The organism is Modestobacter versicolor, from assembly GCF_014195485.1.
Classification (GTDB): Bacteria; Actinomycetota; Actinomycetes; order Mycobacteriales; family Geodermatophilaceae; genus Modestobacter; species Modestobacter versicolor.
In genome coordinates this window covers 4022930-4039267 of record NZ_JACIBU010000001.1, presented here as the reverse complement: position 1 = coordinate 4039267, position 16338 = coordinate 4022930, and the positions used below count along the sequence as shown (strand labels likewise).

The following is a 16338-nucleotide window of genomic DNA, read 5'->3' as shown; positions in this document are numbered from 1 at the left end:
ACGTCCCGGTGCCGGAACTTGAGCGACCGGCCGGGTGTCACCCGACCGGGTGCCTCACCACGTCCCCTGCTCCTCCCCCGTCACAGACCGGCCACGTCGGGCGGGGTTCAGCTGTGCTCGTCCTCGATGCCCATCAGCCGGCGGCCGGCCTCGGTGATCGAACCGGACAGCGAGGGGTAGATCGCGAAGGTCTGCGCCAGGTCGCCGGCGGTGAGCCCCTTGGTGACCGCGAGCGCGATCGGCAGGATCAGCTCCGACGCCCCGGGGGCCACCACGACACCGCCGATGACGACGTCGGTCGAGCGGCGGGCGTAGAGCTTGATGAACCCGTCGCGCAGGTCGCCCATCTTCGCCCGGGCGTTGGTGGCCAGCGGCAGCCGGATGACCTCGACGTCCGCGCCCTCGGTCAGCGACTCCTCCTGGACGCCGACGGTGGCGATCTCCGGGTGGGTGAAGACGTTGGCGGCCACCGTCTTCAGCCGGATCGGCGCCACCGCCTCGCCGAGGGCGTGCCACATCGCGATCCGCCCCTGCATCGCGGCCACGGAGGCCAGCTGGAAGACACCGGTCACGTCACCGGCGGCGTAGATGCCGGGCACGGTGGTGCGGGAGACGCGGTCGACGACGATGTGGCCGGCCTTGGTGACGTCGACCCCGCAGGCCTCCAGGTTCAGGCCGTCGGTGTTCGGCACGGTGCCCACGGTCATCAGCGCGTGCGAGCCCTCGACCACCCGGCCGTCGGTCAGCTCGACCCGCACGCCCTTCTCGGTGCGGATGACCTTCTCCGCGCGGCCGCGCTCGGCGATCCGCCCGCCCCGGGACTGGAAGACCTCCTCGACCACCGCGGCCGCGTCGGCGTCCTCACCGGGCAGCACCTGGTCGCGTGAGGAGACCAGGGTCACCGGGACGCCGGCCTCCAGGTAGCCGGAGGCGAACTCGGCGCCGGTGACGCCGGAGCCGACGACGACCAGGTGCTCGGGCATCTCGTCGAGGTCGTAGACGTCGCGCCAGGAGAGGATCCGCTCGCCGTCGGGCTCGGCCCCGGGCAGCACCCGCGGGTCGGCGCCGGTGGCGATGAGGACGACGTCGCCCTCGAGCTCCTGGGCGACCGCGCCGTCGGCGTCCAGCACCTCGACCCGGTGCGCGGCCAGCCCGCGGACCTCGTCGGAGAGGCGCGCGTGGCCGGCGATGATCGCGACGCCCTCGGACTCCAGCCGGGCGTGGATGTCGGCGGACTGCGCCACGGCCAGGCCCTTGATCCGCTGGTTGACCGCGGCCAGGTCGAGCCCGACGGTGGCGAGGTCGGTGCCGCGCAGCCCGAGGACGGCGGAGTCGCGGACCGACGTCATGGCGCCGGCGGAGGCGATGAAGGTCTTGGACGGGACGCAGTCGGTGAGGACGCTGGCGCCCCCGATGCCGTCGCGTTCGATCACGGTGACGTCCGCACCGAGCTGGACGGCGACGAGCGCGGCCTCGTAGCCGGCCGGGCCACCGCCGATGATCACGATGCGGGTCATGGGTCTTCGTCTCCAGAGCTGGTCGGGCGTGTGCTCCTCCATTGTCCCTGCTCCCGGGCCGCGTGCGGACCACCGACGCGGACGGGCCCGGGCCGCCCGTGATCGCTAGGCTGCCGGGGATGGGCCTCTACGCCGCGTACGGGTCGAACATGGACCCCGCGCAGATGCTGCAGCGCTGCCCGTCCTCCCCGTTCGCCGGCACCGGCTGGATCCCCGGCTGGCGGCTGACCTTCGGCGCCGAGGAGTTCGGCTGGGAGGGCGCGCTGGCCACCCTGGTGCCGGCCGAGGGCGCCTCGCCCGGCGTCTTCGTCGCCCTCTACGACCTGACCGAGGCCGACGAGCGGGCGCTGGACGCCTGGGAGGGCGTCGACATCGGGCTGTACCGCAAGGTGCGGCTGCGGGTGCACACCCTGGCCGGCGACGTGGTGGCCTTCGCCTACGCGCTGGACGCCTTCGAGGGCGGCCTGCCCTCGGCCCGGCACCTGGGCACGATCGCCGACGCCGCCGAGGCCGCCGGTGCGCCCGACGACTACCTGCTCGACCTGCGCCGCCGCGACTGCCGCTCGATCGGCAACTGAACCGTCGTCCCCCGCCCCCCTCGCGACGATCATGGGGCTGGGGCGGCGGCACGCCGTGCGGCAACGGCGCGTCGCCCGTCGAGCTCCATGATCGTCAGCGGGCCGGCAGGCGCAGCGCCCGGGACGCCGCAGCCACCATCAGCTCAGGTCGGCGGTAGACGTCGGCTGCCGTGAAGTGCAGCAGCGTCCATCGGCGCTCGGTGAGCCAGTTGTGCCGACGCCGGTCGTCGCGGAGTTGCTCCGCCGTCATGTGCGCCTCGAGCCCGTCGAACTCCGCGCCCACCCGTGCTGCGCGCCAGGCCGTGTCCATCTCGCGCCACCGATGCCCCTCCGCCACCCGGACCTGGACCTCCGGCGCGGGCAGCCCGCCGTCGATGAACCGCCAGCGCATCCGTGACTCCATCGGCGACCCGGCCCGGCCGTCGACGTGCGGCACCAGCCCACGGAGCCGGACGACCTCCCGCAGCCCGGCCTGCGCCTCGGCGGCGGCCACCAGGTCGGCCGCACCGCAGGCACCGTGGCGCAACGCAGCGTCGAGCACCGCCAGCCCGTCGATGGGCGGGCTCGAGCGGACCACGTCGCACGCCGTCCGTGCGGGTGGCGTGCACCAGACGCCGTCGACCATCAGGGCGTCGTCCGTGCCCTGCACCGAGGGGTGCACCTGGATCCCGGGACGCGAACGGTTGGCCACCGACGCGGGCCCGAGGAGGTGCACGGTGTCCGAGCCCAGCACGTCGAAGCCGTGGAGCACGGCCGCCGTCCCGTGGCAGGCCACCAGGTCCGCGCCGACCGCGCGCAGAGCGGCGCGGACCACCAACGCCGGCGTCTGCGGGCACTCCGCGTCGGCCAGAACCCCTCGCCAGCGCGTCCGCCTCCACCGTCCGTTCGCGACGAGGCGCCGGATGTCGGCGTCCGAGCAGGTCGTCTGGGCCTGTGCGGTGCTGAACACGCCGCCCTGGGCGGCCACCGTCCGGTAGAAGCTGAAGTCCACCGGCCGAGGCTGGGGCCGTCGATGCCACCGGTGGGCGGCCGAGGGCGATCTGTGGACGACGCCCGCGGTTGGGGACGCCCGACGATCATCGAGCTGCGTCGACGACCCACCGGTGCTCGACGGGGTGTCGCTGCACCAGCTCCATGATCACGGGGAGGAGGAGGAGGAGGAAGAGGAAGAGGGGGACGACGCCGAGCCGCCGAGGAACGTGTCCAGCACCTGCCGGGCGGCCAGCGCAGGGGTGAGCTCGCCCGCCAGCACCGCGGCCTCCAGCTCCGGCGTCGCCGCCCGCACCGCGGGGTGCGCGCGCAGCTGGTGCTCCAGCCCGTCGCGCACCAGCTGCCAGAGCCACCGAACCTGCTGCCCCCGGCGCCGCTCGGCCAGCTCACCCGACGCCCGCATCCGGTCCTGGTGGTCGACCAGCGCGGCCCAGACGGCGTCCAGCCCGTCGCCGGTCAGCCCCGCGCAGGTGAGCACCGGGACGTCCCACGAGTCGCCGCGCCCGCGCAGCATCCGGATGGCCCCGGCCAGCTCGCGGGCCGCCCGGCGGGCGTCGACCTCGCCGGGGCCGTCGGCCTTGTTGACCGCGATGACGTCGGCGATCTCCAGGATCCCGCGCTTGATGCCCTGCAGCTGGTCGCCGGTGCGCGCCAGGGTCAGGAAGAGGAACGAGTCGACCATCTCCGCGACGGTGACCTCCGACTGCCCGACCCCGACGGTCTCCACCAGGACGACGTCGTAGCCGGCCGCCTCCACCACGACCATCGACTCCCGGGTCGCCTGGGCCACCCCGCCCAGCGTGCCGGCGGTCGGCGCGGGCCGGATGAACGCGCGGTCGTCGACGGCCAGCCGGGCCATCCGGGTCTTGTCGCCCAGGATCGACCCGCCCGACCGCGCGGACGACGGGTCGACGGCGAGCACCGCCACCCGCGAGCCGGCCGCGGTCAGCGTCGTCCCGAGGGTGTCGATGAACGTCGACTTCCCCACCCCGGGCACCCCGCTGATGCCGACCCGGCGAGCAGCCCCGGTGTGCGGCAGCAGCGCGACCAGCAGCTCCTGGGCGGCCTCCCGGTGGTCGGCCCGGCGCGACTCGACCAGCGTGATCGCCCGCGCCGTCGCCCGCCGCTCACCGGCCAGCACGCCGTCGGCCAGGCCGGCGACGTCAGGAGCCGCCATCATCCCCTCGCTCCCGCGGGTCGCTCCGCTCCTCGCTCGCTGCGATGCTCACTCCCCTGTCCGCTCAGCCGTGCCCGAGGCGCTGGGACAGCGTGCGCAGCAGGTCCTGGGCGGCCTCGGAGATGACCGTGCCGGGCGGGAACACCGCGGCCGCGCCCATCTCCTCGAGCGTCGGGACGTCGTCGGGCGGGATCACCCCGCCGACCACGACCAGGACGTCGTCGGCACCGAGGGCGGCGAGCGCGTCGCGCAGCGCCGGCACCAGGGTCAGGTGGCCGGCGGCGAGGGAGGAGACGCCCACGACGTGCACGTCGGCCTCGACCGCCTGCCGGGCCACCTCCTCCGGGGTCTGGAACAGCGGGCCCACGTCGACGTCGAACCCGAGGTCGGCGAAGGCCGTGGCGATCACCTTCTGGCCGCGGTCGTGGCCGTCCTGGCCCATCTTGGCCACCAGGATCCGCGGCCGCCGGCCCTCCGCCTCGGCGAACGCCGCCGCCATGTCGCGGGTCTCGGCCACCGCGCCGTCCTTCCCTGCCTCGTCGCGGTACACGCCGGAGATGGTGCGCACCTGCCCGGAGTGCCGGCCGTAGACCTCCTCCAGCGCGTCGGAGATCTCCCCCACCGTCGCCTTCGCCCGCGCCGCGTCGACGGCCAGCTTGAGCAGGTTGGCGTCGAGGTCGTTCGACCGCCGGCCCTCGGCGGCGGCCCGGGCGGCGTCGGTGAGCCGGCGCAGCGACTCGGCGACCGCACCGGCGTCACGGGTGGCGCGCAGCTCGGCGAGCTTGGCCTTCTGCTGGGCGAGCACGTCGGCGTTGTCGACCCGGAGCACCTCGACCGCCTCGTCGGCGGTCACCCGGTACTTGTTGACGCCGATCACCGGCTGCCGGCCGGAGTCGATCCGCGCCTGGGTGCGGGCGGCGGCCTCCTCGATGCGCAGCTTCGGGATGCCGTCGTCGATCGCCTGCGCCATGCCGCCGTGCTCGGCGACCTCCTGGATGTGCGCCCAGGCGCGGCGGGCCAGGTCGAAGGTCAGCTTCTCCACGTACGCCGACCCGCCCCACGGGTCGATGACCCGCGTCGTCCCCGACTCCTGCTGGAGCAGCAGCTGGGTGTTGCGGGCGATCCGGGCGGAGAAGTCGGTCGGCAGCGCGAGCGCCTCGTCCAGGGCGTTGGTGTGCAGCGACTGGGTGTGCCCCTGGGTCGCGGCCATCGCCTCCAGGCAGGTGCGGACGACGTTGTTGTAGACGTCCTGCGCGGTGAGCGACCAGCCCGAGGTCTGGCAGTGGGTGCGCAGCGACATCGACTTGTCCTTGTGCGCGCCGGCCTCCTTGACCAGCTTGGCCCACAGCAGCCGCCCGGCCCGCAGCTTGGCGACCTCCATGAAGAAGTTCATCCCGATGGCCCAGAAGAAGCTCAGCCGGGGCGCGAACACGTCCACGTCCAGCCCCGCCGCCTTGCCCGCCTGCAGGTACTCCACCCCGTCGGCCAGCGTGTAGGCCAGCTCCAGGTCGGCCGTCGCCCCGGCCTCCTGGATGTGGTAGCCGGAGATCGAGATCGAGTTGAACCGCGGCATCTGCGTCGAGGTGAACGCGAAGATGTCGCTGATGATCTGCATCGAGGGCTTCGGCGGGTAGATGTAGGTGTTGCGGACCATGAACTCCTTGAGGATGTCGTTCTGGATCGTCCCCGTGAGCTGGTCCGGGCTCACCCCCTGCTCCTCGGCCGCGACCACGTAGAGCGCCAGCACCGGCAGGACGGCGCCGTTCATCGTCATCGAGACGCTCATCCGGTCCAGCGGGATGCCGTCGAACAGCTGCCGCATGTCCAGGATCGAGTCGATCGCCACCCCGGCCATCCCGACGTCTCCGACCACCCGCGGGTGGTCGGAGTCGTAGCCGCGGTGGGTGGGCAGGTCGAAGGCGACCGACAGGCCCTTCTGCCCGGCGGCGAGGTTGCGCCGGTAGAAGGCGTTGGACTCCGCCGCGGTCGAGAACCCGGCGTACTGCCGTACCGTCCAGGGTTGGGTCGTGTACATCGTCGGGTAGGGCCCGCGCAGGTAGGGCGCGATCCCCGGGAGGGTGTGCAGGAAGTCGACGTCGGCCAGGTCGGCCGGGGTGGCCAGCGGCGGGACGGCGATCCCCTCGGGGGTCTCCCAGGTCGCCTCGGCCACGCTGCGGCCGGTGGCCTGCTCGTACGCCTGCGCCCACTGCTCGGGGCCCGCGGCGGGAGCCGGCGGGTCGAGCTCGAGGCCGCCGAAGTCGGGGATGGTGCTCACGCCGTGACCTCCAGCTGCTCGAGCACGCGGTCCAGCACCGCGAGCGCGTCACACCCGGCGTACACGTACCCGTCGACGCCGTCCACCTCCAGCGACGGCGGACCGGCCAGCCACACCGCGGTGGCGCCGGCCGCCCGCAGCTCGGCGGCCAGCGACGCGGCGGAGTCGGCGTAGTCGCGGTCGGTGCCGCAGATGCAGGCGACCGTGGTCGCGGCGTCCGCGAGGCCGGCGACGCCGTCGCCGGCCGGGGTGTGCAACCCGCCGGCGCCGAAGGTGTTCGCGGCGAAGGTGGACCGGGCGGTGTGCCGGGAGACGGGGCCGAGGGTCGCCAGGTACACCCGCGGCCGGGGGTCCACGGCCTCCACGGCGTCGCGCCGCTCCTCGAACGCCGCGGCGGCGCGCACCCGCGGCAGCCCGCCGGACGGCGGTGGGGTGGCCGGCCGGCGGGTGGGCAGCACCTCGGCCGGGTTGGGGAACTCGCTGACCCCGGTGAGGGCGTCGGTGCGGGTGGCCAGCCGCTGGGAGCGCTCGGTCCACGCCGCGCCGATCCGCTCGGCGACCAGGCCGCTGGACAGCGCCGCGGCCAGCCCGCCGGCGCGCTCGATCTCGGTGAACCAGCTCCACGCAGCCCGGGCGAGGTCCTCGGTGAGCGACTCGACGTACCAGGAGCCACCGGCCGGGTCGAGCACGCGCGCGAGGTGCCCCTCCTCGACCAGCAGGCTCTGGGTGTTGCGGGCGATCCGGCGGGCGAAGGCGTCGGGCAGGCCGAGCGCGGCGTCGAAGGGCTGCACGGTGACGACGTCGGCGCCGCCCACCCCGGCGGCGAAGCAGGCCACCGTGGTCCGCAGCATGTTCACCCACGGGTCGTGCCGGCTGGTCATCACCGAGGAGGTGACCGCGTGCTGGCGCATCGCGCGGGCCGCCGGTGCGCCGCCGCTGGCGTCGGCCACCCGGTCCCAGACCCGGCGGGCGGCCCGCAGCGCGGCGATGGTGGTGAACTGGTCCGCGGAGGCGGAGAACCGGAACTCCAGCTGGCCGAGGGCCTCGTCGACGGTGAGGCCCTGGGCGGTGAGCGCCCGCAGGTAGGCGACCCCCGCGGCGACCGCGCAGCCGAGCTCCTCCACCGCCGAGGCACCCGCGTCGGCGAAGACGGTGCCGTCGACGACGACGGTGCGCCAGCCGTCGGGCGCACGGCGCGCGAGGTCGGCCAGCCCGTCGAGGTCCTGGGCCTGGCCGGTGGTGGCGTGCACGCCCAGCGGGTCCAGCCCCAGGCACCCGCCGGAGGCGAGGTCGGTGCGGCCCTCGACCAGCGCGAGGAACGCCTCCGCGGCGGGCGCACCCCCGGAGAGGGTCAGCGGCGCCAGGTCCAGGTAGACGTCGGCGAGCACTTCGCCCAGCGACCCGACCGGCACCGCGCCCTCGCCGACCACCAGCCACAGCGAGGAGACGCCGTTCTCCAGGTCGGCGGCGATCGCCTCCCGGGTCAGCGCGACGTCCGGGTCGGCGTGCCGCTGCCGGACGTCCCAGCCGCCGGGCACCTCGGTGTCCGCACCGCCGGCCGCGGTCACCCCGGCCGCACCGGCCCGGGAGCCGCGGGTGAACGGCGGCAGGCCGGGCACCCCGGCGAGCGCGGGGAGGTCGCCGGCGTCCTCGGCGGTGTACAGCGGGGCCACGCTGACGCCGGTGGCCACCGTGCGCCGCAGCGCGTCCTCGACCGGGTCGGGCAGCTGGTCGCGGCCGGCCTTGCGCAGCACGCCGGCCACCAGGTCGCGCCACTGGGCGCGGCTGGCGGCCGGGAACTCCCCGGCGAGCTCGAGCAGCTCGGGGGCCTCCGGCTCGGCCGGTGGCCCGCCCTCGGGTGCGGCGGTCTGCTGGCCGGTGGAACGCATCGTCGGGTCCCCGCCTCTCAGTGCCTGTGGAGCGCGTCTACCGCGGCACGTTACCGGCGGGTACGGCGGCGTCGGCCGCCAGCGCGTGCAGCGCTGTCCTGGCCATCAGCCGCACGCCCACGCCGATCGCGCGCTCGTCGACGTCGAAGGTGCCCCGGTGCAGGTCCAGCGGGTCGCCGGAGCCGTGCGTGCCCAGCCGGGCCAGCGCGATCGGCAGCACCTCGGCGAACCAGCCGAAGTCCTCCCCGCCCATGCTCTGCGGCGAGAGCGCGACGCCCTCGCTGCCCACGGTCTCCAGCGCGGCCGACCGCAGCAGCGCGACGCTGCGCGGGTCGTTGACCACCGGCGGCACCCCGCGCACGTACTCGATGGACACCGACGCCCCGGCGGTCTCGGCGACCTCGGTGACCAGCCGCCGGACCAGGTCCTCGGCCTCGTTCCACACCGACCGGTCGAGCACCCGCAGCGTGCCGCGCAGCTGGCCGGTCTCCGGGATGGTGTTCGCCGCGACGCCCGCGCTGACCGCGCCCCACACCAGCGAGAGGCTGGACCGGGGGTCGACCAGCCGGGACAGCAGCCCGGGCACCTCGGTGACGACCAGGCCGAGGGCGTGCACCAGGTCGACGGTGAGCTGCGGCCGGGCGGTGTGCCCGCCCGGGCCGGTCAGGGTGACCTCGACCCGGTCGCAGGCCGCGGTGATCGAGCCGGTGCGCAGCCCCACCTTGCCGGCCTGCAGCGAGGGGTCGCAGTGCAGCGCGAAGGCCCGCGTCGCACCGGCGAGCACGCCCTCGTCGACGACCTCCAGGCCACCGCCGGGCACCTGCTCCTCGGCGGGCTGGAAGACGCAGCGGACGGTGCCGGGCAGCGAGTCCAGCGAGGCCAGCGCCAGGGCGACGCCCAGCAGCACGGTGGTGTGCACGTCGTGCCCGCAGGCGTGGCACAGCCCGTCCCGGGTCGAGGCGTACGGGACGTCCTTGAGGTCGGTCAGCGGCAGCGCGTCGATGTCGGCGCGCAGCACCACGACCGGGCCGTCGACGTCGCCGCCGACGTCGCAGACCAGCCCGGTGCCCACCTTCAGCCGTCGCGGCCGCAGCCCGGCGGCGGTGAGCCGCTGCTCCAGGTAGGCGGTGGTCTCGTGCTCGGCGAAGCCCAGCTCCGGGTGGGCGTGCAGGTGCCGCCGCACCTCCACCAGCTCGGCGTGGTGGGCCCGCGACCACCCGTCCACGGCCCGGCCGGGGTCGTCCTCGGTCATCAACCCCGTCGTCATCTCGTCCTCCCCGTCGCCGCTCACGCCCCGGGTGCCCGCCCGGGCAGGCCGTCGCGCAGCTCGGCGAGCAGGCTGTCGACGACCGGGCGCAGGTCACCGCCGTGGGCGGCCGCCACCGCGCGCTGCCGCTGGTAGGAGGCGCCGGCGGCGAGCAGCCGGTGGGCGTCGGCCAGCTCGGCCTCACAGCCCAGCCGCCGGGCCACCGGCATGAGCTCCTCGACGAGCTCGGCGATCGACTCGCGCACCGGGCGCACGGTGCCCTTCTCGTCCACCACGATGTCGGCGTCCAGCCCGTAGCGGACGGCGCGCCACTTGTTCTCCCGCAGCACCCACTCGGCCGGCATGGGCAGCGTGTAGCCGCGGTCGAGCTGGCCGTCGAACTGCTCGACCAGGCACTGGGCCAGCGCGGCGACCACGCCGATCTCGTCGAGCGTGGGCAGCCCGTCGCAGACCCGCAGCTCGACGGTGCCGAAGTCCGGGTGCGGCCGGACGTCCCACCAGACCTCGCGGACGCTCTCGATCGCCCCGGCCCGGATGAGCGTCTCCATGTACTCCTCGAACTCGGCCCAGTCGGCGAGCTGGTGCGGCAGCCCCCCGGTGGGCATGCCCTCGAAGACCTTGGTGCGGGCCGAGGCCAGCCCGGTGTCGCAGCCGGCCCAGAAGGGCGACGACGCCGAGAGCGCGAGGAAGTGCGGCAGGTACTGGGCCAGCGCGTTGACGATCGGGATCGCCTTCTCCGGCGCCCGGACGCCGACGTGCACGTGCACCCCGAAGATCTGCAGCCGGCGGGCCAGCCACTGCATCCGCTCGACCAGCTGGGCGTAGCGCTCCTTGGGCGAGACCTCCTGCGAGTCCCACCGGGTGAACGGGTGGCTGCCGGCGCACATCACCCCGAGCCCGCGGCGCGCGGCGGCCGCGACGACCTCGTCGAGGGTGGCGGCCAGGTCGGCCTTCGCCTCGGCGACCGTGGTGCAGACGCCGGTGATGATCTCGACGGTCGACTGCAGCAGCTCGTGCTTGGCCTTGGGGTGCTCGTCGAGCCCGGCCGGGGTGATCTCGGCCAGGATCTCGGTCGCCCCGGAGGTCAGCTCACGGGTCTGCGGGTCGACGAGCTGGAGCTCCCACTCGACACCCAGGCTGGCGCGCTCCGAGGAGTGGAAGGGGATCTGCACCCTGAGGAGTCTAGGGAGGGTCGCGATCACCCGCCGGGCGGTGACCTGCGGCTCAGCCGACCGGGGCGAGGGTCGGCGCGGGCCGGCGCTGCAGCCAGCGCTCGGCCGGCACGTGGCCGCGGATGGCCTCGACGATCCGCTCGGCGGTCTTCTTCCCGTACACCTCCGGGTGGACGACGATCGAGCACAGGTTCCGGCCGACCACGACGACCCCGCGGGACTCGTCGATCGGGGCCACCGCCTCGACGGCGTCCCACGGGATGCAGTGCACGTCGCCGTCCGCGTCGGAGTGCGCCAGCACCGCGTCGTTGACGACCACGGTGAGCCGCACCTGCCGCTTGAGCGCGCGGCTGACCGCCGGCGGCTGGAAGACGGTGCCCGCCGGCAGCCCCGGGACGACGTTGCAGGTGTACCGCCGCTCGACCGGACCGGCCGGACCGGCGTAGTGCGCCCACTCGGGCACGTACAGCAGGGCGCTGGCCCACGCCGTCCGCAGCGAGGCGACGACGTCGGCCGGCGTGACCGCCCGCCAGGCCGCGAGGGCCTCGGCCACCGGGAACGGGCGCATCCCGGTGACCGCGCACAGGGCGGCGTCGGCGAGGTCGGAGGCGACCACGGCGTCGGGCTCGCTGTCCACGTCCTCCTCGAAGCCGGCCAGCGCGTGCGCCAGCTCCTCGGCGGTCGGGCCGTCCTGGCACAGCGTGGAGAACTGCTGCCACACGATCCCGGCCACCGGGGCCTCCTGGCCCTCGCGGGCGTCGACCCACACCGCCAGCTCGCGGCGCTCGGGCGTGACGTCCAGGCCGGTGCCCGCCACGTGGTAGCTCAGCCCGCGCGCGTGCCGGGCGACGTCGCGCAGCCGCTCGCTCAGCACCTCGACGCCCATCCGCAGGGCGATGTCGTAGGGCCGCTCGTCGGCGAGCAGCAGGCCGACGCCGGGCGCCTCGCCCTTGGTCCACACCGGCCCCTGCTGGGGTCGGGGCACCGGGCGGACCCGCACCGGCACCGCGCCGCCGGGCAGTGGCAGCCGCAGCCCCGCGGGCAGCTCACCGTGGCACCAGAGGGCGGCGTTCTCCCGGACGAACCAGCGGGCCGCGTGCGCCCGGACCACCTCGGGGGTCAGGCAGTCCGGGCCCGGGCCGTCGGTCACGGCGAGCCCCGGCCCGGTGAGCGCGTAGCGGGCGGCCCACATCGAGGCCGCGGTGCTGTAGCCGGTGCTGCAGCTCTCCGCCTGCAGCACGCCGACCTCCATCGCCATCCGCTCCAGCGGGAGGTCCGACAGCGCCCGGCAGACGCCCTCGAGGAAGTCGCGCACCGCCTCGGGGCGGCCGGTGGCGAAGAAGGTCGTGGAGTCGACGTCGGTGGTGGCGTTGCACTTGAGGTGCGACTTGGGCAGCGCGCCCATCGCCAGGTGCTCGATCAGGTGGCTGACCTCGCGGGTCGCGAAGGTCTCGTCCCGGAAGCCCACGCCGAAGACCAGGCCGGCGGTGATCCGCTCGGGGCCGGGGGCGGCGAAGACCGGGACGCCGTCGACGTCGGTGCGCTCCATGCCGTCGTTGTCGGCAGCCACCACCCCGGTGTTGAGCGCTGGGCCGCACCGGCGCTGGGCTACTTTCGGCGCGTGAGCGAGCCGACCACCCCCACCTCCCTGGACCCCGCTGCGCTGGCCGCCCGGGCCGCCGAGCAGCTGACCGCCGCCCTGGGCGGTGGCCACGACGTCGCGGTGGTGATGGGCTCGGGCTGGGCTCCGGCCGCGGACGCCTTCGGCGAGACGCTGGCCAGCGTGGCGATCGGCGACCTGCCCGGCTTCGCCGCCCCCGTGGTCACCGGGCACGGCGGCGAGATCCGCTCGGTGCAGGTGGGCGAGCGCAAGGTGCTGCTCTTCCTGGGCCGCACCCACCTCTACGAGGGCCGCGGCGTGGAGCCGGTGGTGCACGGCATCCGCACCGCGGCCGCGGCGGGCGTGCGCACCGTCGTGCTCACCAACGCCGCCGGCGGGCTGGCGCCCGAGCACCGGGTGGGCCAGGCGGTGCTGATCAGCGACCACCTCAACCTCACCGCGCGCTCGCCGCTGGTCGGCGCCACCTTCGTCGACCTCACCGACCTGTACTCCGCGCGGCTGCGGGCGCTGGCGAAGGAGATCGACCCCACCCTCGCCGAGGGCGTCTACGCCGCGCTGCCCGGCCCGCACTTCGAGACCCCCGCCGAGATCCGGATGCTCACCACGCTCGGCGCCCAGCTGGTCGGCATGTCCACCGCGCTGGAGGCGATCGCCGCCCGGGCCGCGGGCATGGAGGTGTTCGGCCTGTCGATGGTCACCAACGCCGCGGCCGGCATCACCGGCGAGGCGCTGGACCACCTGGAGGTGCTGGCGGCGGGCAAGGCCGCGGCCGGCGAGCTGGGACGGTTCCTGGTGCAGCTGATCGAGCGGATGCCGTGAGCGCCGGCGAGCCGTCCGGCGCCGTGAGCGGGCTGCTCGACACCGCGCGCGCCTGGGCCGCGGCCGACCCGCACGAGGGCGACCGGGCCGAGGTCGAGGCGCTGGTGGCGGCCGGCGACACCGCCGAGCTGGAACGCCGGTTCACCGGGCCGCTCACCTTCGGGACGGCGGGGCTGCGCGGGCCGCTGAGGGCCGGACCGGCCGGGATGAACGCCGCCGTGGTCGCCCGGGCCGCGGCCGGCCTCGGCGCCTGGCTGGTCACCCAGGGGCACGCCGGCCGCGGGGTGGTCATCGGCTTCGACGCCCGGCACCGCTCCGACGAGTTCGCGCACCTCTCCGCCGCGGTGCTCTCCGGCGCCGGGTTCGCCGTCCAGGTGCTCCCCCGGCCGCTGCCCACGCCGGTGCTGTCCTACGCCGTCCGGCACCTGGGCGCCGTCGCCGGCGTGGTGGTGACCGCCAGCCACAACCCGCCGCAGGACAACGGCTACAAGGTCTACCTCGCCGACGGCGCCCAGCTGGTGCCGCCGGCCGACCGGGAGATCGAGGCCGCGATCGCCGCCGTCGGCCCGGCCCGCGAGCTGCCGCTCTCCGACGACTGGCTGACCCTCGGCGACGAGGTCGAGGACGACTACGTGGCCGCGGTGGTCGCCGCCCTGCAGCCCGACCGGCTGGACGCCGCTGCCCGCCGCCGTCTCGTGGTCGCGTACACGGCGATGCACGGCGTGGGCTCGGCGACGACCCGCCGGGTGTTCGAGGCCGCCGGCTTCGCCCCGCTGCACACCGTGGCCGAGCAGGACCGGCCCGACCCGGCCTTCCCGACGGTCGCCTTCCCTAACCCGGAGGAGCCGGGCGCGGTCGACCTGCTGTCGGCGCTGGCCGGGCGGGTGGGCGCGGACGTCGCGATCGCCGAGGACCCCGACGCCGACCGGTGCTCGGTCGTCGTGGGCGGACGGCAGCTCACCGGCGACGAGGTGGGCGCGCTGCTGGCCGACTGGCTGCTCCGCCGCGGCGTGCGCGGCACGTACGCCCGCTCGCTGGTCAGCGGATCGCTGCTCGGCGAGCTCGCCCGGGCGCACGGGGTGCCCGCCGAGGAGACCCCGACCGGCTTCAAGTGGATCATCCGCGCCGGGTCGGCCGAGGCCCCGCTGGTCTTCGGCTACGAGGAGGCGCTGGGCTACGCGGTGACCCCGGCGGTCGCGCACGACAAGGACGGGATCTCCGCCGCGCTGGCCGTGGCGCTGCTGGCCGCCGAGCTCGCCGCCGAGGGGCGCACGCTCACCGACCGGCTCGACGAGCTGGCCGTCGAGCACGGGCTGTTCGCCACCGGGCAGCTGTCGGTGCGGGTGGAGGACCTCTCGCTGATCTCCGCGGCGATGGACCGGCTCCGGGCGTCGGCACCGGCGCAGCTGCTCGGCCGGGACGTCGAGGCGACCGACCTGATGGAGGGCCGGCCGCCGGTGGACGCGGTGCGGCTGCGCGGCGACGGCGTCCGGGTGATCGTGCGGCCCAGCGGCACCGAGCCCAAGCTCAAGGCCTACCTGGAGACCGTCGTCCCGGTCGCCGACGCCGCGGCCGTGCCTGCCGCCCGCCGCCGAGCGGCGGACGAGCTCGACCGGCTGCGCGCGGAGATGTCCGCGGCCCTCGGCCTCTGACCGGGCTCCCCCACCGACCACGCGGCAGCGCTGCCGACCCTGCCCTGCAGGACGGGGTCGGCAGCGTCAGCGCGTGGTCGGTGCCCGCTCAGCCCTCCGCACCGCAGCTGCGCAGCACCGCGAGCACCAGCGCCCGGGTGACGGTGAGGACCTCGTCGAGGTCGACCGCCTCGTCGGGGCCGTGCGCCAGCCGGACGTCGCCCGGGCCGTAGTGCAGCGTCGGGATGCCGGCGCCGGCGTAGAGCCGCAGGTCGCTGCCGTAGGGGGCCCCGCGCTCGCGGGGGCGGCCGGCGCCGGTGACGTCGGCGTGCACGTCGGCGACGAGGTCGCGCAGCTCGGCCCCGGCGGGCAGGTGGCCGCCGGCGAACTGGCCGCCGGACCAGGTCAGCACGGGCGGGTGGTCGCGCAGGAACGGGTCGCGGGCGGCGACCTCGGCGACGCGCTGCTCGAGCTCCCGGCGGGCGTCGTCCGGGTCCTCCTCGATGCGCAGGCCCAGCCGGCCCTCGGCGACCAGCAGGTCGGGCACGCTGCTGGACCAGTCGCCGGCCCGCAGCCGGCCGACGACGATCGGGTACGGCACCGGGTACTCCCGCATCAGCGGCTCGACGGTGCGGTTGCGCTCCTCGGACAGCCCGGCGAGGGCGCGGTGCAGCGGCAGGTAGGAGTCCAGCGCGCTGTGCCCGGCGTACGGGGTGCTGGCGTGGGTGGCCACCCCGTGCAGCTCGAGGGTGAAGGTGAGCGCGCCGGCCGCGCCGGTGATCAGCGTCCCGCTGGTCGGCTCGGTGATGATGCAGGCGTCACCGGTGTGGCCGCGCTGCAGCGTGCCGAAGGCGCCCAGGCCGCCGTCCTCCTCGCCGACCACGAACTGCAGCGCGAGGCCGCGGCGCAGCCGGACGCCGGAGCGGGCGACCGCCGCGTAGGCGGCGAGGTTCGCCGCCACCCCGGCCTTCATGTCGCAGGCGCCCCGGGCGTGCACCCGCCCTCCGCGCCAGGTCGGCTCGAACGGGTCGCTGCGCCACTGGCCCAGGTCACCGGAGGGGACCACGTCGACGTGCCCCTGCAGCACCAGCGCCGGCCGGTCGCCCTCCCCGTGGGCGGTGCCGACCAGCCCCCACGCCTCGGCGCGGTCGGCCTCGGTGCCGGGGAAGCCGGCGGTCGCGGTGAGCGCGGGGAGGTCCAGCGGCCACAGGTCGACGTCCAGGCCGAGCGTGCTGAGCTGCTTGGCGAGCACGTGCTGGACGTCGGACTCGGCGTCGGACCCGGTCACGCTGGGGACCGCCAGCAGCTCGGTGAGCGAGGTGGCGACGGCCTCCCGGTCCACGGCGTCCAGGGCACGGGCCTCGAGGGTCGTCAGCCGCGGCATGGGTCCTCCAGCACTCAG

General features: G+C 75.5%; 12 protein-coding genes. 3 read left to right on the top strand and 9 right to left on the bottom strand.

The features are described from left to right. Positions 1–107: 107 nt before the first annotated feature. Entirely contained in the window at positions 108–1517 is a 1410-nt protein-coding gene (locus tag FHX36_RS19785; RefSeq protein ID WP_110551141.1) for an NAD(P)H-quinone dehydrogenase, read from the bottom strand. 119 nt (positions 1518–1636) lie between these two features. Here FHX36_RS19785 and FHX36_RS19780 point away from each other — a divergent pair, with 119 nt between their 5' ends. Then, entirely contained in the window at positions 1637–2095 is a 459-nt protein-coding gene (locus FHX36_RS19780; RefSeq protein WP_110551140.1) for a gamma-glutamylcyclotransferase family protein, read from the top strand. Positions 2096–2189: 94 nt separating this feature from the next. Here FHX36_RS19780 and FHX36_RS19775 read toward each other — a convergent pair whose 3' ends face one another. The 7 genes from FHX36_RS19775 to FHX36_RS19745 all read right to left on the bottom strand — a co-directional run bounded on the left by FHX36_RS19775 (position 2190) and on the right by FHX36_RS19745 (position 12435). After that, the gene (locus FHX36_RS19775) at positions 2190–2909 is read right to left on the bottom strand and encodes a PDDEXK family nuclease (RefSeq protein ID WP_183514050.1); all 720 of its coding nucleotides are present in this window, start codon (positions 2907–2909) and stop codon (positions 2190–2192) included. Between the two features lie 324 nt (positions 2910–3233). Then, positions 3234–4262, bottom strand: a complete 1029-nt coding sequence (meaB, locus tag FHX36_RS19770; RefSeq protein ID WP_110551145.1) for a methylmalonyl Co-A mutase-associated GTPase MeaB — start codon at positions 4260–4262, stop codon at positions 3234–3236. 64 nt (positions 4263–4326) lie between these two features. Beyond that, positions 4327–6537: a methylmalonyl-CoA mutase gene (gene scpA, locus FHX36_RS19765; RefSeq protein WP_110551138.1), complete on the bottom strand. Its 2211-nt coding sequence runs from the start codon at positions 6535–6537 to the stop codon at positions 4327–4329. Beyond that, positions 6534–8426 carry a methylmalonyl-CoA mutase family protein gene (locus FHX36_RS19760; RefSeq protein ID WP_110551137.1) on the bottom strand — a complete coding sequence of 631 codons (1893 nt, stop codon included), beginning with the start codon at positions 8424–8426 and terminating at the stop codon, positions 6534–6536. Before FHX36_RS19760 ends, scpA begins: the two co-directional genes overlap by 4 nt. Before the next feature lie 37 nt (positions 8427–8463). Continuing rightward, positions 8464–9717: an amidohydrolase gene (locus FHX36_RS19755; protein WP_258372615.1), complete on the bottom strand. Its 1254-nt coding sequence runs from the start codon at positions 9715–9717 to the stop codon at positions 8464–8466. Beyond that, complete coding sequence (locus FHX36_RS19750; RefSeq protein WP_110551135.1) at positions 9714–10865, bottom strand: glutamate--cysteine ligase; 1152 nt, start codon at positions 10863–10865, stop codon at positions 9714–9716. Before FHX36_RS19750 ends, FHX36_RS19755 begins: the two co-directional genes overlap by 4 nt. Before the next feature lie 52 nt (positions 10866–10917). After that, positions 10918–12435, bottom strand: a complete 1518-nt coding sequence (locus tag FHX36_RS19745; protein ID WP_146251530.1) for a peptidase M16 family protein — start codon at positions 12433–12435, stop codon at positions 10918–10920. A 51-nt stretch (positions 12436–12486) separates the two neighbouring features. Here FHX36_RS19745 and FHX36_RS19740 point away from each other — a divergent pair, with 51 nt between their 5' ends. Beyond that, entirely contained in the window at positions 12487–13305 is an 819-nt protein-coding gene (locus FHX36_RS19740; protein ID WP_220035834.1) for a purine-nucleoside phosphorylase, read from the top strand. Continuing rightward, positions 13302–14957 carry a phospho-sugar mutase gene (locus tag FHX36_RS19735; protein WP_258372614.1) on the top strand — a complete coding sequence of 552 codons (1656 nt, stop codon included), beginning with the start codon at positions 13302–13304 and terminating at the stop codon, positions 14955–14957. Before FHX36_RS19740 ends, FHX36_RS19735 begins: the two co-directional genes overlap by 4 nt. Positions 14958–15045: 88 nt before the next feature. On the opposite strand, the gene FHX36_RS19730 is transcribed toward FHX36_RS19735, so the two are convergent. Further along, positions 15046–16320: an ArgE/DapE family deacylase gene (locus FHX36_RS19730; RefSeq protein WP_110551133.1), complete on the bottom strand. Its 1275-nt coding sequence runs from the start codon at positions 16318–16320 to the stop codon at positions 15046–15048. Positions 16321–16338 lie beyond the last annotated feature (18 nt).

Excerpts from the sequence above, each read along its gene's own strand:
- FHX36_RS19760 (WP_110551137.1), bottom strand. The coding sequence starts at position 8,426 with ATGCGTTCCACCGGCCAGCAGACCGCCGCACCCGAGGGCGGGCCACCG.
- FHX36_RS19730 (WP_110551133.1), bottom strand. The coding sequence starts at position 16,320 with ATGCCGCGGCTGACGACCCTCGAGGCCCGTGCCCTGGACGCCGTGGAC.
- meaB (WP_110551145.1), bottom strand. The coding sequence starts at position 4,262 with ATGGCGGCTCCTGACGTCGCCGGCCTGGCCGACGGCGTGCTGGCCGGT.
- FHX36_RS19785 (WP_110551141.1), bottom strand. The coding sequence starts at position 1,517 with ATGACCCGCATCGTGATCATCGGCGGTGGCCCGGCCGGCTACGAGGCC.
- FHX36_RS19780 (WP_110551140.1), top strand. The coding sequence starts at position 1,637 with ATGGGCCTCTACGCCGCGTACGGGTCGAACATGGACCCCGCGCAGATG.